This window comes from Bacillus sp. M6-12, assembly GCF_002860285.1.
Classification (GTDB): Bacteria; Bacillota; Bacilli; order Bacillales; family DSM-1321; genus Peribacillus.
This window is the reverse complement of record NZ_PGVF01000009.1, coordinates 1-22,929: the sequence shown is the minus strand read 5'-3', so window position 1 is coordinate 22,929 and position 22,929 is coordinate 1. Positions and strand designations below refer to the sequence as shown.

The 22,929-nt window shown below is 41.0% G+C and carries 23 protein-coding genes, 1 rRNA gene and 2 pseudogenes; 4 read left to right on the top strand and 22 right to left on the bottom strand.

The genetic code is table 11. From position 1 onward, the window contains the following. Positions 1-299: 299 nt before the first annotated feature. From CVD28_RS11875 to CVD28_RS11830, 10 genes are all read right to left on the bottom strand, one after another. Positions 300-1,181: a GNAT family N-acetyltransferase gene (locus CVD28_RS11875; protein WP_101592591.1), complete on the bottom strand. Its 882-nt coding sequence runs from the start codon at positions 1,179-1,181 to the stop codon at positions 300-302. Between the two features lie 158 nt (positions 1,182-1,339). Further along, positions 1,340-2,593 (bottom strand): hypothetical protein, encoded by a 1,254-nt coding sequence (locus tag CVD28_RS11870; RefSeq protein ID WP_101592590.1) that lies wholly within the window; start codon positions 2,591-2,593, stop codon positions 1,340-1,342. 11 nt (positions 2,594-2,604) lie between these two features. After that, entirely contained in the window at positions 2,605-3,441 is an 837-nt protein-coding gene (locus tag CVD28_RS11865) for a hypothetical protein (RefSeq protein WP_101592589.1), read from the bottom strand. Beyond that, on the bottom strand, positions 3,438-4,127 hold the full coding sequence (locus CVD28_RS11860) for an ABC transporter ATP-binding protein (protein ID WP_101592588.1): 690 nt from the start codon (positions 4,125-4,127) through the stop codon (positions 3,438-3,440). The genes CVD28_RS11865 and CVD28_RS11860 overlap by 4 nt, the downstream gene beginning before the upstream one ends. Before the next feature lie 12 nt (positions 4,128-4,139). After that, positions 4,140-4,514, bottom strand: a complete 375-nt coding sequence (locus tag CVD28_RS11855) for a GntR family transcriptional regulator (RefSeq protein WP_101592587.1) — start codon at positions 4,512-4,514, stop codon at positions 4,140-4,142. A 207-nt stretch (positions 4,515-4,721) separates the two neighbouring features. Continuing rightward, on the bottom strand, positions 4,722-4,907 hold the full coding sequence (locus CVD28_RS11850) for a hypothetical protein (RefSeq protein ID WP_101592586.1): 186 nt from the start codon (positions 4,905-4,907) through the stop codon (positions 4,722-4,724). A gap of 171 nt (positions 4,908-5,078) precedes the next feature. Then, positions 5,079-5,972, bottom strand: coding sequence for a GNAT family N-acetyltransferase (locus CVD28_RS11845; protein ID WP_180954133.1), 894 nt, complete (start codon positions 5,970-5,972; stop codon positions 5,079-5,081). After that, positions 5,962-6,423 (bottom strand): MarR family winged helix-turn-helix transcriptional regulator, encoded by a 462-nt coding sequence (locus CVD28_RS11840; RefSeq protein ID WP_180954132.1) that lies wholly within the window; start codon positions 6,421-6,423, stop codon positions 5,962-5,964. Before CVD28_RS11840 ends, CVD28_RS11845 begins: the two co-directional genes overlap by 11 nt. A 366-nt stretch (positions 6,424-6,789) precedes the next feature. Continuing rightward, on the bottom strand, positions 6,790-7,251 hold the full coding sequence (locus tag CVD28_RS11835; RefSeq protein ID WP_101592583.1) for a GNAT family N-acetyltransferase: 462 nt from the start codon (positions 7,249-7,251) through the stop codon (positions 6,790-6,792). 36 nt (positions 7,252-7,287) lie between these two features. Then, positions 7,288-8,052, bottom strand: coding sequence for a cobalamin-binding protein (locus CVD28_RS11830; protein ID WP_101592582.1), 765 nt, complete (start codon positions 8,050-8,052; stop codon positions 7,288-7,290). A 154-nt stretch (positions 8,053-8,206) separates the two neighbouring features. On the opposite strand from CVD28_RS11830, the gene CVD28_RS11825 reads away from it, so the two are divergent. Further along, positions 8,207-8,569, top strand: a complete 363-nt coding sequence (locus CVD28_RS11825; protein ID WP_101592581.1) for a VOC family protein — start codon at positions 8,207-8,209, stop codon at positions 8,567-8,569. 40 nt (positions 8,570-8,609) lie between these two features. Here the strand turns inward: CVD28_RS11825 and CVD28_RS11820 are convergent, their stop codons facing one another. The 3 genes from CVD28_RS11820 to CVD28_RS11810 all read right to left on the bottom strand — a co-directional run bounded on the left by CVD28_RS11820 (position 8,610) and on the right by CVD28_RS11810 (position 10,360). Next, entirely contained in the window at positions 8,610-9,050 is a 441-nt protein-coding gene (locus tag CVD28_RS11820; RefSeq protein ID WP_101592580.1) for a GNAT family N-acetyltransferase, read from the bottom strand. A gap of 37 nt (positions 9,051-9,087) precedes the next feature. Then, positions 9,088-9,585 (bottom strand): GNAT family N-acetyltransferase, encoded by a 498-nt coding sequence (locus CVD28_RS11815; protein ID WP_101592579.1) that lies wholly within the window; start codon positions 9,583-9,585, stop codon positions 9,088-9,090. A gap of 253 nt (positions 9,586-9,838) precedes the next feature. Continuing rightward, on the bottom strand, positions 9,839-10,360 hold the full coding sequence (locus tag CVD28_RS11810) for a GlcG/HbpS family heme-binding protein (RefSeq protein WP_101592578.1): 522 nt from the start codon (positions 10,358-10,360) through the stop codon (positions 9,839-9,841). 232 nt (positions 10,361-10,592) lie between these two features. Between CVD28_RS11810 and CVD28_RS11805 the strand changes: the two genes are divergently transcribed. Then, positions 10,593-11,423, top strand: a complete 831-nt coding sequence (locus CVD28_RS11805) for a FixH family protein (protein ID WP_180954131.1) — start codon at positions 10,593-10,595, stop codon at positions 11,421-11,423. Positions 11,424-11,634: 211 nt separating this feature from the next. Here CVD28_RS11805 and CVD28_RS11800 read toward each other — a convergent pair whose 3' ends face one another. Together CVD28_RS11800 and CVD28_RS11795 are read right to left on the bottom strand one after the other, a co-directional pair. Continuing rightward, entirely contained in the window at positions 11,635-11,931 is a 297-nt protein-coding gene (locus CVD28_RS11800; protein WP_101592576.1) for an antibiotic biosynthesis monooxygenase family protein, read from the bottom strand. 217 nt (positions 11,932-12,148) lie between these two features. Continuing rightward, complete coding sequence (locus tag CVD28_RS11795; RefSeq protein ID WP_257985842.1) at positions 12,149-12,589, bottom strand: GNAT family N-acetyltransferase; 441 nt, start codon at positions 12,587-12,589, stop codon at positions 12,149-12,151. Between the two features lie 403 nt (positions 12,590-12,992). Here CVD28_RS11795 and CVD28_RS11790 point away from each other — a divergent pair, with 403 nt between their 5' ends. Next, positions 12,993-13,259, top strand: a complete 267-nt coding sequence (locus CVD28_RS11790) for a hypothetical protein (RefSeq protein WP_101592575.1) — start codon at positions 12,993-12,995, stop codon at positions 13,257-13,259. A gap of 99 nt (positions 13,260-13,358) precedes the next feature. Here the strand turns inward: CVD28_RS11790 and CVD28_RS28755 are convergent. The 5 genes and pseudogenes from CVD28_RS28755 to fdhF all read right to left on the bottom strand — a co-directional run. Beyond that, positions 13,359-13,553 (bottom strand): annotated as a pseudogene (locus CVD28_RS28755) (group II intron reverse transcriptase/maturase); the annotation flags it as partial. A 641-nt stretch (positions 13,554-14,194) separates the two neighbouring features. Then, positions 14,195-15,331 (bottom strand): annotated as a pseudogene (locus CVD28_RS11775) (glycerate kinase). 435 nt (positions 15,332-15,766) lie between these two features. After that, positions 15,767-17,029 (bottom strand): L-lactate MFS transporter, encoded by a 1,263-nt coding sequence (locus CVD28_RS11770; RefSeq protein ID WP_101592816.1) that lies wholly within the window; start codon positions 17,027-17,029, stop codon positions 15,767-15,769. 70 nt (positions 17,030-17,099) lie between these two features. After that, entirely contained in the window at positions 17,100-17,642 is a 543-nt protein-coding gene (locus tag CVD28_RS11765; protein WP_101592574.1) for a DUF1641 domain-containing protein, read from the bottom strand. After that, positions 17,635-20,616 carry a formate dehydrogenase subunit alpha gene (gene fdhF, locus CVD28_RS11760; RefSeq protein WP_101592573.1) on the bottom strand — a complete coding sequence of 994 codons (2,982 nt, stop codon included), beginning with the start codon at positions 20,614-20,616 and terminating at the stop codon, positions 17,635-17,637. Before fdhF ends, CVD28_RS11765 begins: the two co-directional genes overlap by 8 nt. Before the next feature lie 232 nt (positions 20,617-20,848). On the opposite strand from fdhF, the gene fdhD reads away from it, so the two are divergent. Then, the gene (gene fdhD / locus CVD28_RS11755; protein ID WP_101592572.1) at positions 20,849-21,640 is read left to right on the top strand and encodes a formate dehydrogenase accessory sulfurtransferase FdhD; all 792 of its coding nucleotides are present in this window, start codon (positions 20,849-20,851) and stop codon (positions 21,638-21,640) included. Between the two features lie 124 nt (positions 21,641-21,764). Here fdhD and CVD28_RS11750 read toward each other — a convergent pair whose 3' ends face one another. After that, positions 21,765-22,697, bottom strand: coding sequence for an MBL fold metallo-hydrolase (locus tag CVD28_RS11750; protein ID WP_101592571.1), 933 nt, complete (start codon positions 22,695-22,697; stop codon positions 21,765-21,767). A 141-nt stretch (positions 22,698-22,838) separates the two neighbouring features. Next, a 5S ribosomal RNA gene (rrf, locus tag CVD28_RS11745) occupies positions 22,839-22,929 on the bottom strand; the annotation flags it as partial.

Genomic DNA, 22,929 nt, shown 5'->3' with positions numbered 1-22,929 from the left:
GAAGTTTCTAAAAAATTAAACTGCCTGATAAATTACCGAAGATTTCAATATCAATCGATACTATGATTTCCTTTGGAGCCAATGTTTTTTGATTACTGCCCGCCAAATAAAGACAATTACTAAGGATGGCAGTGCCTTATTATCCAGCTGTTTAAATACGGGAATTTAACTTCATTTTACAGATTCCTAAAATAGTTGATATGTTACTTACCCTTCTTAATTTCTTTTTATAGAATCTGCTATACTTGGCTGTTAACTTCCGGCTCCACTCAACATAGTGGCAAAATCAATAATCAGCATTAACACGGCCTTTTCATAAATACCTGGCTCGCAACGGATTTAAATCCTATTTCTTTTAAAATAGAATAAGTGGTTTTGCTGCTTGTAACCGGGAGATTAGGAATGATCCGGCTTATATCACCCTGAAAGTCTTCAAACACATAGCCTAGAAGACTCCGGGTTATTCCTTCAGCATCCATTCGCAAGGGATCGGCTTCACATTGGAATAATGTGGTGCCAATATGCCTGCCTTGTTCATTTACATTCTTGCGGAAATAGGCATAGCCGACTTCATTCCCTTTGCCATCAAAGGCCAGTATGGCTTCGCTGTCCTTAGCACTTCTCCATTGAGTCTGCCATGGATTTTCTGCTTTATAAAATGGCAGATTTGCTACATGCTGAACGTTTATTTCCTTAATTAAGTACTCACCTCGTTCTTTTGGAAAAAGACTTTCCTGCAGCATGCCTTTTAAAACAAGATGCTCCAAGCTATCGACGGCGGAAAAGCCGCAGCTTTCATACAGGGAAATGGCCTTCGCATTGTCACGTATGGCCTCAAGGGAAGCTGTAGCCACCCCTTCTTCTTGATATAAGGACAATGTGACATTCATTAGCTCCCTGGCAACACCCTGCTTTCGATATTGGGGTGCCACACCTGTTCCGCCATTCCATGCAAACTTCTTCCCGTTAATGACGCGTATACCGTTTAGCAGAATGCCGACCGGCTGATCGTCTATAAACGCTACCAGTGACAAACTTGGCGATAATCCTTCCAGTGCAAGCCGATTGACAAAAGCATCAGTACTCATAGTCATATCAAAGTAATATCCTTCAAATCCGCTGTTCCAAGCCTTTACTGCCTCCTGGAGAGTACATTCCTCCAGACGTTTTATTTTTGTCATTCCAAATCTCTCCTAGCTTCTTTTATAAAAAAACGACTGTTTAGTTTATTTTATGTTTAATTGTAAATTTTCACAACAATTAAATATTTATTCAGTTTAAACTTAGCTTCCCGCGGACGCAAAAACTCCGCAAGAACTCTATGCGGAGCCGGTTTTTCTTACTTTTCCTTCACTTCCATATAATTGATCCATAAATTATCATTGGATTCTTTGCCTGTTTTAAACGGCTTTACCTTTCCCTTATATAACACTTTGCCTGTTTTAAGATCGGCTACGATAAGAACTCCTGGCATTTGAGTACTTGAGTTCTCAGTGTGTATACTCTCTGCTGTAAAAATATAGATCCTATCATTCTTTATTATGTGATTTAAATCCTCCTGCTGTTTGGGGATTTCCATCGGAATTAGATAGCTTTTTACTGTTTTCTTGCTGTTTAGGTCATTCTGTTCAATCTGCAAACCATCATCTTTTCGGTGCAGGGTGTAGACCGTATTATCATCGTAATACGATGCATTTCCTGTACCTGATAAATCACTAACTGTTGTTATCGTGTCGGTTTCGTTCGTTTCGAGATTATAAAGATTAAGTTCACTGCTAAGTTGGTTTGACGACATTTCACCATTGCTGTCCGTCTTTTCCTTAACCGCATTTATATAATATAATACATATTTGTTTGGGCTTGTCGGGCTGACTTCCCGGACAAGTTGAACATAGTAACGAATATCATCGGCTTTTTTGTCATACACAAAGATGACATCGTCCGAAATTATTTCCTTTTTTGATAAATCGATGGTGTAAACATGTGCCTCCCTATTGTCATGATCAGTTTGTTTATAAAGGGATTGTTCAGTAACTATCTTCAATGTCCTTCCCACAAGCTGGACATCTATAACTGTCAGGTAGGAATAGCTCTCTTTTGCGGAGACTTTAATAGAAAAGCTATTTTGTTTGTCAGTTTGTTTTTCCAATAAAGCTATATTTATTTTAAAGTCATTCAAACCTCTTCTTGCTGCCCCATTTTCTTTTATAGCTGCATAGGCCAAAAAATCTTTATCTTCATAAAAAGAAGATGCACCTGCCTTCCCTCTCATAAAACCAGGATACTTTTTCTGAAGTTTTTCAATACCATAATTGTTTTCAACTATTTCACTAAAGAGAGCTATGAATGATTTGCTGCTCCCATATTCCGTTCCATGACTTGTAATACGGACGTCTTCCGGATTCGCCACATGACGCCCCATGCCAAGCTGACCCTTTAACATCACTGGATCCGCTTCTTTTTTATCCCCCTCCAGCCTGACAACCTTATACTCCGGCAGCTGGCTGGCAGACACTGCTCCATTAATGTAAAAGCCGCCGATACTCACTACTATTGCAATCAGGATGAACAATGTATAATGATACTTTTTCATAACTGCCTCCTTTACACAGAAACCTTTTTATTAAGCAAAAATTTGCTGACATATACGGATAATGCGGTAACCGCCAGGAATAGCGCCATTTCCAAAAGCAGCAGCTCCATAGGGTATAGCATAAATTCCATGCTGGGAATTGCCATAATCAACAGAGGGGACAAAAACAGGGCTGATGCAATTACAATATAGCCAATTCCCATAAATATCCCTTTTAGCCGATAGCTTCTTTCAAATAAAATCGCTGTAAAGAGAATAAAAATGCCTAGTACGCCGATTCCGTACGAAACCAGGAAAACGCTGAGTGTATCTGGAATAATAAGATTCAAAAACCAAAAGCTATTCAATATTTGGATATAATTGACCTGACTCAGCAAATCACTAGGTATCATATATTCCATGATTGCCTGCTCAAGCGGAAACAGTATAATCTGGAAGGCAACCAGACCAAGCACCAATAGGGCAATGGCAGTTGCTTTGGCAAAGAATATATTGGTTCTTTCTGTAGGCAGCATCAGAAGCCGATAAATAAAGGTGTTCTTGCCATACCAGTCACGGTACCAAATGAGGAAGCAATATAAGAGCATAGCTGCCGCACTTAATGCAATTGGGGCCAATATCCACATGCTGGTAATGATATCCAAAAAACTGAATACCCCATACCTTTGAATATATTCTGCAGGTGACACTGATAATTCTTTGCTTAAAGTTCCAGTTTCCTGCAAGTAGCTTCTTGATTTAATAATGACCCCTGCCACCTCGACTACAGCAATGATGACTAATAATCCTGCAAATAGTTTGATAGCCCGGTTGATTTCGAAGTTTACTAGCTTCAGATATCGTTTCACCCCAGATATACCTCCCTCATTACATCAACGACCGATTTACCCTCCTGCATACGGATTTCTTCTGTTTTGAATTCCTTTAGCACTTTTCCGTTATCCAATAACACAGCTTTATCGATCAAATGTTCAATATCATTAATTTCATGAGTAGTAATAATGACACCCCGCCCTTCAATCAAGTGGCTGGCAAAAACATCGGCAATTTGCTCCCGGCTGAACATATCGATGCCTGAGAAGGGCTCATCCATCAGCACATAGTCTACGTTTAATGATAATCCGAGCAGCAGATTAATTTTAGCTGCATTCCCCTTGGATAGCTCAGCGATCCTTGTCTTCTCATCCAGCCTGAAAAAGGACATTAGTTCTGCAGCTCTTACACTGTTCCAGTTCTGGTAGAAATCATCCATAAATAACAGACATTCCCCAATTGTCATCCCGGGCAACATTGTTACGGTATCGGGGATATAGGTAATCTTCTCATAGCTTTTTTTGCTCAATGGTTCCCCATCTATAAGGACCTTACCTCTATTTACTGGAGTCAGGCCCATGATTGCTTTGAGTGTTGTCGTTTTCCCAACCCCATTGATCCCGATTAAACATGTTATTTCACCTTTGTCCGCTTGAAAGGAGACTCCATCCAGAACTTTTTTCCTGCCAAATTTTTTGGTTATTCCGATTACTTCGATCACAATACAGCCTCCTTACTCCCCTTTTTCCATTACATATTTTTCTTTAATCAACATGAGCAGTTCTTCTACGGGCACATTAATAGGCTTAACAGACAGAATGAAAGCGTCAATTGCCTGAAAGATAAGTTCTTCCCTGACAGCGCTCAAAATCGTTTGGTCAGTCGTAATCCGACTTGGGAAATTGCGTTCTGTATGAATCAATCCCTGTTCCTCCATTTCTTTATATGCACGCTGGGCTGTATTTGGATTTATCTTCAATAGCGCTGCAATTTCCCGGCGTGAAGGAACCTCCTGCCCGGCTACGATGCCCCCAGTGGCAATTTGCTCCTTGAAGTAGCGGACAACCTGCAAGTACACCGGATCTCTGTTATTAAACGTGAGATTCATCAGAACATCTCCTATACACCGTCACCTGAATCATCCTTTATTGGTAAAATTAAGCGTATGTATTAAGTGATTCATACAGCTATAGATGTACTATACCCTTAATACACTTTGTGCGTCAATGCCTTTTTCATATATTTGGCAATAAATTTTCAAAACCCTGTATACTTACCGCAGCCTCTGCCAACCATAATGGAAAAAAGAAGCTGATCACATTATGAAATTGACATCACTTTCGCTTATTTTTTCAGTAATTGCTATTGTTTCGGAAATATACTTTGGGGTAAGAATAGCTCTTCTAAGCCCGTCCACTCCAATTCTTAATCCCCGGTTGTTTTTCTCTTTGGTCTGGATTCCAAGAATATTTTCAACTATTGCACTCCTGCTGGCCCTCATTAGCTATTTTCAGACGGGAAGAAGGCCTGCCTTTTGGGTGGCGCTTGTATTAAGCTTTTTAGCCATTTGCAGCTGGCTGATTTAAAGAATGTGTATCTCCTTTTTTTTTCAGCATGAAAATAGCCGGCAAACTAACTTTGGCCCGGCTATTTCAGTTATTAATATAAGTGTTTATGCTTGGGATGTTAACGGATGTTTAAATGCTTCAGGCATGACAATTTCACCTTTGGATTTAACAAATAAGACTTCACTGCCTTTGAAAGGCCTGGTTTCAGTTTTGAAATCAGGTGTAAAATGGAAGACAATCTTTTTTGTTTCAGCAAGAACTGTTTTTTTCAGCAGATTTTCAAACTCAAAGTTTTGATGACTGATTATATCGAATATGTGCATTTCTTCTCCATGATGCTGAAAAATAGCCAGGATGTCATGTTCCTTTATGTAATATACATCCTGATGAAATACATTAACACAATAAAACATCAATAGCTCCTGGGTGTTCATGGTGCCGAGTATATTAGAAACTGGCTGTCTGTCAGCAGCGAAATGATAAATGAAGTGTAAATCTTCTTCATTATAGCCATTTAACCTTCTAAGATCTTGCCCCTGCTTAAAGCCTCCCTTATATTCCATAGAAAATTGCGTTTCTTCTATTGCCCGAAACCCGAATTTAGGATAGAAATCCAATACTGATTGATTGGCAAAAAGATAAATTAAATCACATGTATCTTCGTATTCTTCAAAGACCAAATCTATTAGCTTTCGAGAAAGACCCTGGTTTCGATGTTCAGGATCTGTCATCACTGTACCGATCTGTATTGCCCGCTTCGTTTCCCCATTGATGACAAAGTCTATTTTGTTTACAGAGACGTTGGCAATTACCTTATCTTCTCTTATGTAAGAGAACGGGACATATTTATCAGTCCAATATCCTTTTTGGTACCATTCATCAAAGCTGATCCCAAATACATTGGACGCCAGTTCATTAAAACTATTCCGTAGTCGGATATCTTCCTGATAACCTTTTTTAAAAACTAAATCAGATATTTTACTGTGTTTACCGCTCACTTTCTTCTCCCTCACTTCTTTTTAACTGAATTACTTGATATAGCTTGCTTACCAAATCCCTAAATTGAATAACTTCATCAAGGGAAAAATGGGAGTAATATTTCTCTATTATCAAATTATCCACCCTGTCATACTCTTTGAACAGTTTCGTTCCCTTTTTATCAAGAGCAACCAAGACCTCTCTCCTATTTTGAGCATTGATGCTTCTTTTGACATACTGATCATTTTCCAGCCTTCCGAGAATTTGGCTGACTGAACTAGGAGAAAACGCTAACTTTTCAGATAATTGATTTACAGTTACCTCTTTTTCATCTCTAACAATCTGCAGTAATAGCATCTGTTTTGGAGTAAGATCATGGCTAAAAAGTGATTCGTGCTCCTTCACTATACTTGAGTTCACTTTTTCTAAAAGAGCGAATGCTTCTTTTACATATGAAGTAATCTCATTCATTTCTTTCATTACTCCTTTAAAATCAAATATATTTTATGCTCATAAAATATTAATACACATAAATATTTTTATTGTCAATAAATAAAAATATTAACAAAAAACTTTTACTTCCAGCCTTTGCATGGAAATAAGCATAAATAGTCAGCACATCTAAATAAATTAGGCGGTATGAGTAAAGCGTAACCATACAACTTCCTAATAATTTTAATAATCTTTTTCGCCGAACTGCGCCGCTCCGCCCCTTTTCCACAAAAAAAAGCTGTCGCTAGGACAACTTGTTTTGGCGGTTCTTAACCAGTGCAATTTATAATGTAAAATGGTCGCTATATCATTCCCCGTTTCAAGTTGTAACTCCAGCGGGGCAGCTTAATGTTCCAGCTGTTTCTTTTCGAGGAGAGTAATGAAGATGCCAGGGCCAACTTCTGCCTCCCTGACTTCAATAAAGTTAAAGCTTTTGTATAAATTCTTGGCCGGGGTATTCGCAGCTCCAGTACTAACAACTATGTTTCTTCCTTTACTTACCTCTGTTACAACGTGATTGACCAGGTGCCTTGCGATTCCTTTTCTAAAATGGTCCGGATGAACAACTAAACGGCAAATGTCCAGCTCATCTACCGTTTCAGTAAAAGATATAAATCCAGCCAATTCCTTATGCAAGAAGTATCCTATAAAGTTTTCCTGACAATTAACTATAGTTTCCAAGGTGTCACTTAATTGCGGGATGCCATAAAATCCTATAATTTCAGCTTCTACTTTATAGGCAGGAATTTGAACTTTAATGATTTCCTTTGCTGTTTCTCTATCTGCAGCATTCAGCTTTACCAGCATGTTTTTCCCCCTATTCCTCTATGATTTGGCAGGCAATTAATGAATTAGCTTAACCAGTTTTTCCAAACCGTCAAGCAGCCGAGGGGAAGGCCGGCAGTATAATTCTTCTTCAAGAATTAATATCCGGCTGTCATCTATGTTTGTCAGTTTTTCAAATCCGTCCCGTTTTATTACAACACTTTTCTGTACTTTCTTCTTCCTGACTCCAACCCAGGCAAGACAGATAAAGTCAGGCTGACGATGTAACACATCTTCCCAATCAGTCTGAACGCTTGCCAGCTCGACATCCGCAAACACATTACTGGCACCGGCCGCTTCCGATATTTCTGTCAGCCAATTGATTTTACCAGGTGTAAAAATAGGCTTAGGCCACCATTCCCAATATAACTTCGGCTTTTCAGCCATTATAGACCCGATTTCCTTCACAGCCTCCAGCCTGGAACGAAAAAGCTTTGCTGCCTCTATGCCGCGTTCATGTACATTTAGCGCATCTGCCGTTATTATCAGATCCTGCTCGATATCTGTTAAGCTTTGCGGATTGAGGACAATATGCGGGATTCCGCGTTCCCGAAGCTTTTCCACATTTTTTTCCATCCCCGGCACACTTAAAGAAGCCAAAACCAAGTCAGGCTTCAATTTCTCGAGCAAATCCATGTCAATTGATAAATCCGGGCCTAGCCGCGGCAAATTTGCAATAGCGTTCGGCCAGTCTGAAAAATCATCTACAGCAACCAGAAGATCTGTCAAACCGAGGTATTCCATCAATTCCGTATTACTGGGACAAATCGAAATGATTCTCATGAAATCACCCTTTCTGGAATTTACTCAATAACCGGCATTTTCCTTTTTTAGTATACCTTATCTGGAACATATCAGAAAACTAGATTTCCAAGCAGGAGGATATACATTTTTTATAGAATATTTAAGAGAATCATATTAAAGGAGGAAAAAGCAGATGAGCCAGGTTTGTGTAATTGGAGTTTATGTGCCCGATATCCAGGAAGCGGTAAATTTTTATACTGCTGTTTTAGGATTTAAGGTAAATAAACAATATACCCCTAAAATCGTGTCACTCCTCCATGGTGAAGTGCCGATCGTCCTTGAAGAGGCTGAAAGTGCATCCTTCAACCCCGGGGAAAATGTATCCGGTGTTGTACTAGCACTCAAAACTGAAGATATCCATCAAACTGTCAAAAAGTTAAGAGAACATAATGTAGAATTTGTAATGGAAGAACCAGCTGACTGCCCGCCAGGAAAATTTATCAGCTTCCGGGATCCGTTTGGAAATATCCTGGAGTACCTGCAGTTTATTCACTAAACGCCAATAAGCCCGGCTGGCATGCATGGGCTTATTTGAATTAATTTACAGAAAGGCTCATTGTAATACTGCGCTTTTTAAATCCCATTTTTTCATAAAGTTTAATGGCCTCATTATCCGCAAAGACACTTAGACGGATTTCAGGTTTCCCGGCATTTGTTAGGCTCTCAATGGCGCTTTTCATCAATTGCTTCGAAATTCCTTTTCCTCTGAAGCTCTCTTTTACATATAGCTCATAAATAAAGCCAATTTCGTTCCCGGTAAATTGGTCTTTGCTGAATCCAATTAATACCCAGCCCAATACGCTGCCTTCATCTGACGCGATGAGATAACTACATCCCTTTTCCAAAAGCGGTAAAACAAGCTGTTTAATATTTTCATCTGTCGGTTTGGCCCTTCCTATCGTACCTTCATATAAGGCTTGAGGTGATAGTTTAATAATTTCTTCTAATTCCTTGCTGGATGGTTTTCTAATTTCCAAATTGGTACCTCTCTTTCAGAATAACTTCATGAACAGCTTAACGGGATTGTTTCATCAGCGGAACCTGCAGCTCTTTATAGAACATCAGCATATCCAATGCTCTTATCCCGTTTTCATATATAGGCTGAGGATATTTTTTAAAGAAATCTTTTTTGATTTCATACATACGAAACCCAGCCTTTTGATAAAACGCAAGGTTATCAATGCTGGAGTTTGCCGTCCCCACAATCATTCTTTTATAATTTCTTTTTTTATAAATAGAAAACGCCTTCTCTATCACTAATTTACCTATTCCCTTTCCCGTTTCATTACACGAGATGGCAATATTTTTTAATTCAACCACATCATGTGTCTCAAAAGTAAACAATACCGCTCCTGCAGCTTTGCCATCAAGAATAATCGCAAAAAGATCTCCATCAAATAAATATTCTTTAACGACTTCCTCGCTTTCATCGGCCATTAGCAAGTAATCAAAATATTTAATCCTGTCGCTTTTTTCGATTTGTTCCAGGAGAACATAATTCAATTCAGACATAATTAACTCTCATTTCTATCAATGAATTGGATTCATTTTCATTTTATTGGCAACCCTACACGAAATATATATTTCCATTAAATATAAACCTGCGTTTTTTCCATTTAGAAAAATTATACATTTTCAGCAGCAGTATTACTATTAAAAAATTAACATTCTATTTGTGAGCTTGCTTATGACCATTTAGGTTGCTATCATTCAATTCCACAGAAAAAGCCCTCCCTGGATTTACAGAGAGGAACCTATTAGAATTTTAATTACTTCTAGCATCATTTACCAGCCCCAGATGCTGTTCATAAAATTCCTGGAGATAATTCTGGTGCTGGCGGGCTGCAGTTGGCTGGGCGTCAGAACTTTCGGCTTGTTCCTCTATTTTGAGTGCCTCAACAGCTGCCTGTGAGATCTCTATATCATGGTCTGTGTCCCCGCAGCAGGAACCAACGGCACCTACAATTTTCCCATTCATTAAAATCGGAATTCCGCCCCCCAAAATAACAACCCGGCCATTATTTGTTTTGTTTATTCCAAACAGTTCACCATTAGGGGCAGCCAGGCTCGCCAGCTCCGAAGTGGGCCTTTTCATTGCAACCGCTGTCCAAGCCTTATCCTGGGCATGTTCAATGCTGGCAATAGGCGAATCATCCATCCGGTGGCAGGCAGCCAAATGGCCGCCCTCATCCACAACGGCAATGACTGCTGACACACCAATCCTTTTTGCCCTCTGTTCGGCTTCATGTAATAACTTCTTCGCCACCGCTAGTGTAATAAAACCCATCTTTTTAAACTCCTTTCAGGCTATTGCGCCATACTGCATGCTTCAAAACTCTCCCATTCGTTTTCACAGGATCAGGAAACCCATTGTATTATATGGTCAATGGATTGGCCGCGATATCAATAAATAAGCCCTTATTACAGCAGTACTAAAACTTTCACTGCAAATGTTTATTAAATTAGGTATAATATACTTTGTGTTTAAAATTAATAAAAACCTAGAATTGGAGTTAGCAATGAAACAAATTATTTTAATTTTAATATCCCTGATTTTTGTGATGGCTGGCTGCTCTAAAGATGAAAAGCCGGCAGAAAATGATAAAGTACCTGAATTAATAGATGTAGTTATTAAAATGCCTGAAACACTCAAAGCGAATGTAAGTGTGAACATCCAAGCTGCTGTCACCCAGGGTAATGAAAAAGTTGATGATGCTGATGAAGTAAAATTTGAAATTGGAAAAGCAGGCCAGGAAGATACTGAAATGATTCCAGCAAAGCATCAAGGAAAAGGCGTGTATGCTATTAAATACACCTTTACAGAGGATGGAAAGTACACTGTTGTAGCCCACGTGACGGCCAGAAGCATGCATAATATGCCAAAGAAAGAGATATCGGTAGGTACAGGCGGGAATACTGCTGCAGGAAAGCAAATTCAGCAAAGTCAAAACACAGGACATTCCCATGGAGATGAAGGAACCCAACAACCTCAAGGGAATGATAGTACGGAGCACTCGCACGGTAATGAAAGCAGTGAACATTCGTATGGCCATGCCCACGGCAATACAGCGATTGACTTCCAGGCTGGCACTAGTATTAATGCCAATGAGGAAGCTGTCTTAACAGCGAGCATACAAAATGGCGGCCAGCCCCTAACTGGTGCAGATGTGAGATTTGAAATATGGCAAGAAGAACATGAGCCTCACGAATTTCTGCCTGCCCAAGAAGGAGAGAATGGAAAATATAGCTTGAATAAAACCTTCACGGCACAAGGTGTGTATACTATTAAAATCCACCTTGAAAAAGGGGAAATTCATGATCATCTAGAAGAGAAAATTGATGTAAAATAAGGACTGCTACAACGCACAAACCGGCATCTCCAAATGCCGGTTTGTGCGTTTAGTTATAAGCAGGAACTTCCTGGACTGCGGATACCATTTTCTTAATTCTCCTTTTCTGCATTGTATATATTAACTATAGAAAAGGTTTCAAATAGCATCCATAACTTACACTTACAATTTAAATTTCTAATTTACGTTTTGTCACTTGCGATCTTACTAACTAGGTAAGATCAACTTTTTCGAAGTGCTCCACTGTAGGGAATGGTTCATAAAAATGGTGAAGGAGTTTTTTCCATTCCTGATATTCTTTAGATTCCCGAAATCCGACTGTATGGTCTTCCAGGCTCTCCCACTGAACCAACAGCAAATACTTCCCCTCCATCTCCATACAGTGTTGAAGTTCATGGGATATATACCCGTTCATTGAAGAAATAATGCGGGAAGCCTTGGCAAATGCTTTTTCAAATTCACTCTTGCTTCCGGGCTTTGTTTGCAGCATGGCAACTTCCAATATCATCTTAATTTCCCCCTAGTTCTTGACTATATTATTTAATTGAAACTATTCAGACTTATAAACTTTTCAATAAAAACTGCCTCATTTTACTATTTAATTGAACCGCGGCCGCTTCAACTTCTTCTAAACTCAGTCCTGCCCAGTTCTGTTTAAGGAATACGGTAAGACTCCAAATTATCGTGATTTTTCCCCATGTTACGCCTCATAAACTAATATGTATTTATTTCTCCAATTTCTTTAAAAATACAAAGCTAGTTTTTTCATAATTCATTTTATGTTCATAAAAACGATGGGCTTCTGTCCTTTGTAATCCTGATGACAACGAAACGATATGGAAGCCGTGTTCGCCAGCCCACTTATGGACAAAGGTGAGCAGTTCTTCACCGTAATTTTTTGAGCGTTCGTTCTGGTCAGTTACTAAATCGCATACCCAGATAAACCGTCCATTGTATAGGGTTATCATCGGCATAAACCCTGTCACTGCAACAATACGGCCGTTGGCCACCAAACCAAACATCTTATAGTCTTCCTTTTCCTGTGCTTCCTTTACAAGATTGACGTAAGTGCTTTCGTCCAGATGTGTCCTGAGCTGCTTCATGACCGGAAAGGCTTCCATCCATAGCTTTTCGCACGTCAATTCTTTAATAATATTTTTGCTCATGTTTATTCCTCCAAAGTCTGTGTTAAGATTGCTATCATCATATCGACAATCTGGTGCCTTGTTAAGCATCAGTTTTGATATAATAAAAGGAACCAGTTTTTCGGAGGATAGTAGAATGCTTAAACTAACACCTATACTAGATCGAAAAAAAATCGAACCCCTTTACATACAGCTTTATGAATAGGCTGGGATAGGTCTATTAAAAGAAGCGTGGCTGCTGTAAAACAAAAATATTTTAGCACAGCATATGTTAAGAAATTAATTAAGAAGGCTAAAAAATTCAGAATTTTTTGTAAAAACATGTAATACAAAGAGGAAAAATGCCTTACTGAGTCAAAATAAACTAGTAGGCGAAGACATAAACACCTAAGATTTGCAAAACAAATATTAGGAGGTAGCTGATTTGAAAAAACCAACAAAACCAATGCTGGATTCAGTGAAACGGTTTATTTTTATTCAATTAGATTGCCTATTTCAAGCATCTGAATTGCAGGACAAAGACAAGATCACTAACAGTTTTTCCATGTTCGTTTCAAGCATTGATGATTTGCAGATCCTGAATGCTATTACAGATCAAATTTTTGATATTGATGACAATTGCCAGGACGGTTTGCTTCTGCTGGATGATATAATACAAGGCATTACAAAACAAACATTTTCAACAGTTTAATCATTCAAATCAATAGTTAAAGATAATCGAGTAGGAGGGGGTGACTAACCCCCGTCCTCTCACACCACCGTACATACCGATCGGTATACGGCGGTTCCATTAAGATTGACGCAGAGTTTCATAACGAGAATATAGACTTTTCAGCCCTCGATGACTCCAATAGGAGTTATCGAGGGTTTTGTGTAGGATTGGACTACATGCAATTCTCCAGTATTTCTTCCGGGAATTTCCCCATTCGTATGCTTTGGATTCCGGAGTTCCTAACCCAATAAGTTTTCTGACACGAGTCTTTGGTTTATTTGTTCCATTAACATTTTGTTAATCCTTTCTACGTGAATGAAGGTTCTATTTATTTCAGTTCCTGCTCCACCCTCCTGGAATCCCCCACGGGATTTCACCGTTTCCTCTTCCAGGCAAGTCCTTTTGGATTGTATGTGTTCAGCACAGGTCCTGTATTAGTAGGTTTCATTCTCTCTCAATAGTTCAGCCCTTCCCATGCCTTCTCGAGTTGGCAAGGTACTATGACCTCTGCTGACTTCTGATTGTTCAGCTGTCCATCTCTGGACAGGTTACCAAGGGGACTTGGCGTGCCAATCAGATCTCCCCGGGTAAGGATGCAGTCTTTCCCTCCACCTATCTGCTTCATTTACTCTGCATCACCTTCGGCAGTACGGACTTTGTCTTGTGTTGCAGACTCATCCAATGATGCCTAGCCTTATATGAAGTTCGTGTTCCTCAGACCGGAGGTTTGCCGCCCGCTTCCTTCAGATTCCATGTCACCATGGACACCCTTGCGTTAAGCTAACCATTACTACTGCCTTCATGGCTCGGGACTCACACCCTATAGACTGCACCCATGCCGGGCGCACAACCAAATTCAAAAAGGCACTGCTGAGTGCCTTTTTGAATGAAATTCCTGAAATTAGCCCCCGGTTTTACTTCAAGGAAAGTTTTAAGAGCGAAGCAATATTTTCAGCCGCTCTTTCTGTATATTCCTTAGCGTTAATAAGGGCATCGTCCAGTGAGATGGCACCCGGAACTATGCTAAACAATGCATTAATACCGTGTTCTTTAACAACCTCGCTATCCTTCGCTACGTAACCGGCAATTGCAATAACAGGAACACTGAAGCTTTTTGCCGTTTTCGCAACTCCAATCGGCGTTTTTCCGAAAATCGTCTGACTGTCGATTTTTCCTTCGCCTGTAATTACTAAATCCGCTCCCTCTATCTTCTTCCCAAGCTGGGAAGCTTCTAAAACTATATCAACTCCGCTTTTGAGTTCTGCATTTAGAAAAGCCATTAGGCCTGCACCCAGCCCTCCTGCTGCGCCGGCTCCTGGAATATCCTGAATTTTTTTTCCGATTGCTTCTTCAAGGATAGCCGCATAATGGGCAAGATTTTTGTCAAGCACCTGGACCATTTCAGCTGTGGCCCCTTTTTGCGGCCCAAAAATGGCAGATGCACCTGTTGGCCCTGTTAAAGGGTTATCCACGTCGCAGGCTGTTTCTATTTTCACTTTGGCAAGCCGGGGATCCATATTTATCAGGTCGATTGCAGCGAGATTTCCAAGCTCCCCGCCACCATCGCCGATTTCGTCTCCCTTTTGGTCCAGAAGTTTTATCCCAATTGCCTTAGCCATGCCAGCCCCACCGTCATTCGTCGCACTTCCGCCAATGCCGATAATTATATGCTCGGCACCTTAATCCAAAGCTGCCAGAATTAATTCTCCGGTTCCCTTTGTTGTGGTTTTCAACGGGTTCCTTTCTGCCATTTCCACCAAGTGAAGCCCAGAAGCGGCAGCCATTTCTATTACCGCTGTCTTACCATCGCCCAGCATTCCAAAAAAGGCCTCTGCCGGCTTGCCAAACGGGCCAGTAACTGAACAAGCTATAATCTTTCCACCAGTTGCATCTACCAGGGATTGTACCGTACCCTCCCCTCCGTCCGCCATAGGAACTTTAATAATTTCCGCATAAGGAAAAACCTTTTTCAAACCGCGTTCCACCGCATCACAGACCTCCATTGCGGTCATGCTTTCCTTAAAGGAGTCCGGTGCTAATACAAATTTCATCGTTTTATCTCCTGTTTGTGAAGGATTCAAATTAGTAACTTTTAAAACAAACGGCTAAGCTGTATCAATTGTTGGCATATACAGTGGAGGCAATCAAATTTAATGCTATCACATTATAAAGGAGTCGCGGTCTAATCCCTATCGTCAGCCTTTTGGAAGGCCCGGTGCTTTCTAGCAAAACAAGAAGTATCCTGTAAACAGTTCAGGCCTCCATGAACCATTTTTGTTTACCCGATTCCCAACGACTCCCGGAAAATATTTTTTAAAGTTGCATTTGAATAATAGTTCTATACATTTATTCAAAATCCTCTTGGAGTGAGCCATATATGCATATAAAAAAGGGAGCTCGAATGCCCCCTTTCAAGCGGCTATTAAGTTAGACAAAAAGATGATATTAATTAAAACCGTTTTTAAAAATAGCCATTTCTTTGTTTTTTAATGACTTACAACGTTTTGTACATTCTGCTTGCTTTCCCTGATTTTTCTAATATTTCCCCTGATCAGGATAGAAATGGCAAGGGCAGCCACAAAAGCACCAGCGAAGATATAAAGCGTAATAGAATAACTATTGGTTGCTTCGCGAATCCAGGAAGCAACAATTGGACCGACAAGCCCGGCAGCAGCCCACGCAGTCAAAATGTAGCCATGAATGGCACCTAGCTGCTTTGTTCCGAACAGATCACCGATATAAGCTGGAATGGAAGCGAAACCGCCTCCATAACAAGTTAAAATCAGAAAAATCAAAAGCTGAAACACAAAGGCATTAGTCACATTCGGCAGCAGCAGGAAGGCAATTGTCTGGATTACGAAGAAGGTTGTATAAACATTCGGCCGGCCGATATAATCCGAAACAGAAGCCCAGCCAATCCGGCCAAATCCATTAAACAATCCCATGATACCTACCATGGTGGCTGCAGAGGCAGCACTCAGGCCGGCGATATCCTGCGCCATAGGAGAAGCCACCGAAATGATTGCTATTCCGCATGTTACATTGATAAAAAGCATGGCCCAAAGCGCCCAAAAACGGACTGTTCTTACAGCTTCGTTTGCTGTCATCTGGGAAAGGTCTTCTGTTACTTTCTCCTTGCTTTCTTTCTTTTCAGCCATTCCTTCAGGGAGCCAGCCTTTTGGCGGAGGAGCAAGGTACAAGGATGAAAGGAACATGATTACAAAGTATACAGCACCAAGTAAAAAAAAGGTTTTGTCAATTCCAACTGACTTTATCAGGGAGGCTATAATTGGGCTGGCAATTAAGGATGCGAATCCAAATCCCATAATCGCTAAACCTGTTGCAAGGCCCCTTCTGTCGGGAAACCATTTTACGAGTGAGGATACAGGCGTAATATAACCTATCCCAAGGCCTATTCCTCCAAGCGCCCCATAAAAGAAGTATAAAAGATACAGAGAGCCAATGCTGTCGGCCAGCCCGGCGCCGAGCAGTCCTATACCAAAACAAATGGCAGAGATCATACCTGATTTTCTCGGGCCGTGCTTTTCAACAAAATGCCCCATAAAGGCTGCCGATAGCCCTAAAAACAAGATTGCAATACTGAAGGTAAGCGAAACTTCACTCAATCCCCAATTATGTTTTTTCATTAACGGATTTGTAAACACGCTCCATGAGTAGACAGAACCAATTGAAATATGGATACCAACAGCTGCAGCAGCGATTAGCCACCGATTTTTTTGTTTCGCCATCATCTTTCAGCTCCTATTATTATATGGTCAGGTATCATACTGAGATTTGGGCATGACGCTAAACAAATTACTATTTTCGGGCTGATCCATCCTTATGCTGTTTTTGGTTTTCAGGCAGCTGTGTAGTCCGTTCCAGTTCTTCTGTATCTTCTCCCATGCCTTTTAGAAAATCGATCAGCATCGAAACGGAACGGTTGATTTCCGGATCTTTAAGTGAACGCACAAAATCAAAGTAGCCCATTTCCTTTTCTGAATCTTTACGCTTGGCAACACGGGCTATTCCCGAATTAACCTTTAACAATAACGGTTCGAGCTGCTTTACATTTAAAGTGCCAAGCGTACCCATCATTAACAAAAGATTTCTGATTGTATTTGATGCTTCTGGCTTATCCGCTGCTTTGACCAGGACATTCATAACTTTGTCTCCCTGGCCAAAGAGTCCATTTAACAGGGAAAGAATTCCCCGTTCATGCATATTCTGCATAACCTTCAACGATTCTAAAATTGCCTCTTTGTTATCCAATAGTGCATTTTCGACTTCAAGAAGATCTTTTTTTCTCTGATCTTCCTCAGTTAACTGGATACGATGAATCGTATTAATTGCCTTAGCCATGCTGTTCACTCCTTTTCACCAAGTCTCCCGGAAAGACATAATCTTTGCGGGCCCACTTTTTCTGAACCTGTACACCTATTTGCGGCTGCGGATTCCCGTACCTGCTGTTAACTCTTGGCAGCGGACTGACTCCTTCTACACTTAAAATTTCCAGCTTGGCACTTACTTCTTTATAGGCTGGTGTGTCAGTATCCTTATCAGCAAAGCTGCTTGTTAAAAGATTGATGGCAGCTTCACCTGAATCGTTCATTGGCAGGTATACCTCCTTGCCTTTTACCCTGTTTGTGACGAGGCATTGGACTTTCACATTGCCATAAGGGGACGAAAGCCTGACAAGCGTACCGTCCTGAAGGCCGCGCTCTTCGGCAAGCTCAGGTGAGACTTCCAGGAATATTTGTGGAACCTTTTCCGTTAATCCTTTTGATTTATAGGTCATATTCCCTTCATGGAAATGCTCCAGCAAACGGCCATTATTAACGTGGATATCATATTCCTCACTAAATTCCAGCGGCGGCGTCCATGCAACAGGAACAAGGTTTGCCTTTCCATCCGGGAATGGGAAGCCCTCCGTATAAAGCAGGGGCTGGTCAGTGCCATCTTCAGCAACTGGCCACTGCAGGCTTTTATATCCTTCCAGCCTCTCATACGTTACACCGGCATAAATTGGTGAAAGAGCAGCTGCCTCGGCCATAATATCAGCGGGATGGCTGTAATTCCAGCCAGCACCAAGACGATTCGCGACCTCGATGATAATTTGCCAGTCTGGCTTTGATTCTCCCAGTGGTTCAAGGACTTGGTAAAGACGTTGTATCCGGCGCTCTGTATTGGTGAAGGTGCCTTCCTTTTCAAGGCTTGGGCTAGCTGGAAGGACCACGTCAGCAAACTGAGCTGTCCTTGAGAAGAAAATATCCTGGACAACAAAGAAATCAAGCTTTTGATAGGCTTCATGGACATAATTGATGTTTGAATCAACGATTCCCATTTCCTCGCCTTTGACGTACATGGCTTTCAAAGTGCCCGCATGGATACCCTCTACCATTTGGTGATTATTCAATCCAGGTTTTTCATGCATTGGTACTCCCCATACTTTTTCATACTTAGCGCGAACAGCCGGATCAGCTATCCTTTCGTATCCTGGCAGCCTATCAGGCATACTGCCAAAATCGCTTGCACCTTGTACATTGTTGTGTCCGCGCAAAGGATACGCCCCTGCCCCTGGCTTCATGTAATTCCCCGTCACAAGCAATAGATTGGAAATCGCCGTACTTGTATCGCTTCCGCCGCTGTGCTGGGTAACACCCATTGCCCAAAGGACCGAAACTGTTTTGGCATTATGGATCATTTCTGCTGTCTTTATTAATTCCGCTGCCGGGATGCCTGTTACTTGTTCGGCATATTCCATCGTATACAATTGAAGGCTTGCTGCAAACTCATCCCTGCCGTTTACATGCTCCCTCAAAAATTGTTCATCTGACCAGCCCTTGTCGAAAATATATTTAGTAACGGCTGAAAGCCAGACTAAATCTGTACCTGCCTTTGGCTGAATAAACACGTCTGCACGGTCCGCAATCTCGTGCCTCCTCAGGTCTGCTACGATTACTTTTTGACCCTTGAGCTTTTGGGAGCGCTTTACCCTAGTTCCTAATACCGGATGAGATTCTGTTGTGTTAGAGCCCACAACCAAAACAAGCTCTGACATCTCAATATCTTTTATAGAACCGGCATCGCCTCCATACCCTACTGTTCTGAAAAGTCCTACAGTTGCAGGTGTCTGGCAATAGCGCGAGCAATTATCAACATTGTTCGTGCCAATAACACCTCTCGCAAGCTTTTGCATCAAATAAGATTCTTCGTTTGTACATTTGGAAGAAGTAATAAAGCTTAAAGCATCCGGTCCATACTTTTGTTTTATTTCAGTAAATTTATTGGCAATTAGGCTAAGCGCTTCTTCCCATTCTGCTTCTCGGAAGACATCTCCTTCACGTATCAGCGGTTTAGTCAGCCGTTCTTCACTGTTAACGTAATCCCAGCCAAACTTTCCTTTTACACAGGTTGAAATGCCATTGGCCGGTGCTTCAACATTAGGCTCTACCTTCAGGATTTTCCTGTCTTTTGTCCATATATCAAAACTGCAGCCAACACCGCAATACGTACAAACGGTTTTTGTCCGTTTGATTCGTTCATCCCTCATGACCGATTCCATATCAGAAATAGCCAGAATGGAGCCATAGCCTGTTTCCACATTTTTCGTAAACTCGATCATTGGCCTTAACGTTTGTTTAGCAATACCAGTTAGAAAACCAGCCTCCCCCACCATTCCTTTTTCCATCATCGCATTACATGGACAGACTGTGGAACAATGCCCGCAAGATACACAAGACGATTCATTAATCGGAACATCATTGTCCCAAATAACTCGAGGCCGCTCCCGCTCCCAGTCGATTGTAAGTGTTTCCGTCACCTGAACATCCTGGCACGCTTCTACACAGCGGCCGCAAAGAATGCACTGGTCTGGGTCGTATCTGTAAAAAGGATGGGAATTATCCTCTTCATAAGGCTTTTGAGTAAAGGGAACGCTCTGATGATTTATTTTCATTTCTTTAACGGTGTTATGTATTTGACATCCCCCGTTATTGTAATCGCATACCGTACAGTAAAGTTCATGATTCACTAAAATTCGGTCCATCCCGATAACCTGTGCTTCCCTTACCTCCGGTGCAGCGGTATCAATGCGGTCACCGTTTTTCAGCTTCGTGGAACAAGATCTTACCAGCTCCCCATTTACACTGACAATGCAGGTATCACAGGTTTCTATAGGGCCTAAGCTAGGATGAAAGCATACCTGGGGAACCTCAATTGAACTTTCATTTAGGAACTCCAGAACCGAACGCTCCCCTTTTGTTTGCATCTCAACTCCATTAATTTTGATATTAATCAATTCAGACAATTCTACCGCTCCTTTCTGTTCTAACATTTTCACTACCCACCTGATATTTCCATTAAACCTAACCTTCCAAGGGATTTACGTCTCAAACGGCAATCAGACAACAACTGAATGTATAGAAGTATATGTTGGACACGATCAACAAATAATGAGCATATTGGAGAATAACTCATATCTTTTTTGGATCATATTTTTTTAATCGTAGTAGCTGCGTTTTTTCAGATGCAGGTTGGGTATTTTGTAAGAGAGGCAGGTGAAAAAAATGGAAAACCAAATAACAGATACAAGTGTGATATTCAAATATGATAATGGGATGATGTTAGAGCAATTTGATCAAATTGTTTCGGAATTTCCGGTCACAATTTTTCTTGGCGGAGAAGAGTTCGCAACTATGGTATGCACTCCTGATAATTTAGAAGAACTTATTTATGGATTTTTGGCGTCCGAGGGTGTAATCAGAGTATATGAAGATGTAAAAAGCCTGCAGATTGATGAGGCTAAAGGATACGCTTATGTAGAGTTAAAAAATAATCAATGTATAAGCAAAGAGTACCACTCCAAACGGTTTATCGGCTCATGCTGCGGAAAGAGCCGGCAATTTTACTTTCACAATGACGCCCGAACAGCAAAGACCTCTACCTCTCAGATTAAATTAACCCCAAACCAATGCATCACGCTGATGAAAGATCTCCAGAACTCCAGCATGGTATTCCAGGAAACTGGAGGAGTTCATAATGCCGGGCTGTTTAGCCAGGACGAAATGATCATAAACCGTGCTGACATTGGCAGGCATAATGCTTTGGATAAAATTCTTGGATACTGCGTCATAAATCGAATTCCCGTCCGGGATAAAATTATCGCATTTAGCGGAAGAATTTCTTCGGAAGTTCTGTTAAAAGCGGCGAAAATCGGGGTGGGGATCATTCTGTCCAAATCAGCACCCACTAATCTGGCCATTAAATTAGCCAATGATTTAAACATCACCGCTGTTGGTTTTATTCGAGGAAGCAGCTTTAACGTTTATTCCCATTGTTATCGAATAACAGAAAAATAAAAAAGGTTAATGGATGCTATTGGCAGCCGTTAACCTTTTTTATTGAAATCGAATTTTTGATCTATACATACCTTGAAAGGGTCGGGACGGCGTCTGCAAAGGGAATAACCTTTAACGATGAATCCTATTCTTTCCTGTAATCCCAAAGACTTTCCCCAATAGCCATCACCCGTAACGCTTCTTCATTCAGCTGAAGCCTTTTCCATTCGTTCAATAATCTGGAGAGAGCCTCAGGACCGGTATCATCCGCCAGCCGATAAGCTCCATAATGCATAGGGATAAATGTTTTTCCTTTGAGTTCCAAAAATGCTTTAATTGCGTCTTCCGGATTGATATGTGAAACTTCCATGAACCATTCAGGTTCGTATGCTCCTATTGGCATCAATACAATATTAAGATTAAATTTATCGGCAATATCTTTAAACCCTCTAAAATATCCAGTATCCCCTACAAAATAGACAGACGGTGTTTCTCTTGCTTCGATAACCCACCCGCCCCAATGCGAAGTGTTCATGTCGGTAATTGTTCTTCTAGTCCAATGCTGAGCAGGAACAAAAGAAAGCTTAATTCCTTTATCTGTAAAACTATCCCACCAATTTGCTTCCACTGCCTTCTTAAAGCCTCTGCGGGTGAAGGCCGATTTCAATCCAATTGGCACATAAAAAACAGGTGTTCCTTTTAACTTGCGTATTGAAGCAAAGTCAAGGTGATCATAATGACCATGGGAAATGACAACAATATCAATTTCCGGCAGATCGGCAATGGGAATGCCTGGTTCAGTTAATCGCTTCTGAAAACCCATTCTTTTTGCCCAAACGGGATCAGTCAGAATGTTGACCCCTTTTATCTGAATTAAAAAAGTTGAATGCCCAATCCAGGTAACAGAAAAATCCTTGCGGTTATGCTGAAGACGGTCTATCTCCGGATTTTCGAAATGGGGTGTATGTATAGTCAAATCCTTTTTTTTAGACCGGCGCTCCTTTGACCAGCGAAGCATTTCCCGAAAAGAATTTGTATTACGGACATTATCATAGTTTTCATAACGGACCCTTTTCATGTACGTTTCCTCTCTCGTTAAATAAACTTCCCTGCTAATTTTACCACGCTCACTAATAATGTTCCTATGTATATACGTCCACTAAATACAATAAATCTTAATAACAAAAAAAAACGACCAGCCTCAGCTGATCGTTCGTTTGCCTGGCAACGTCCTGCTCTCACAGGGGAATCCCCCAACTACCATCGGCGCTGAAGAGCTTAACTTCCGTGTTCGGGATGGGAACGGGTGT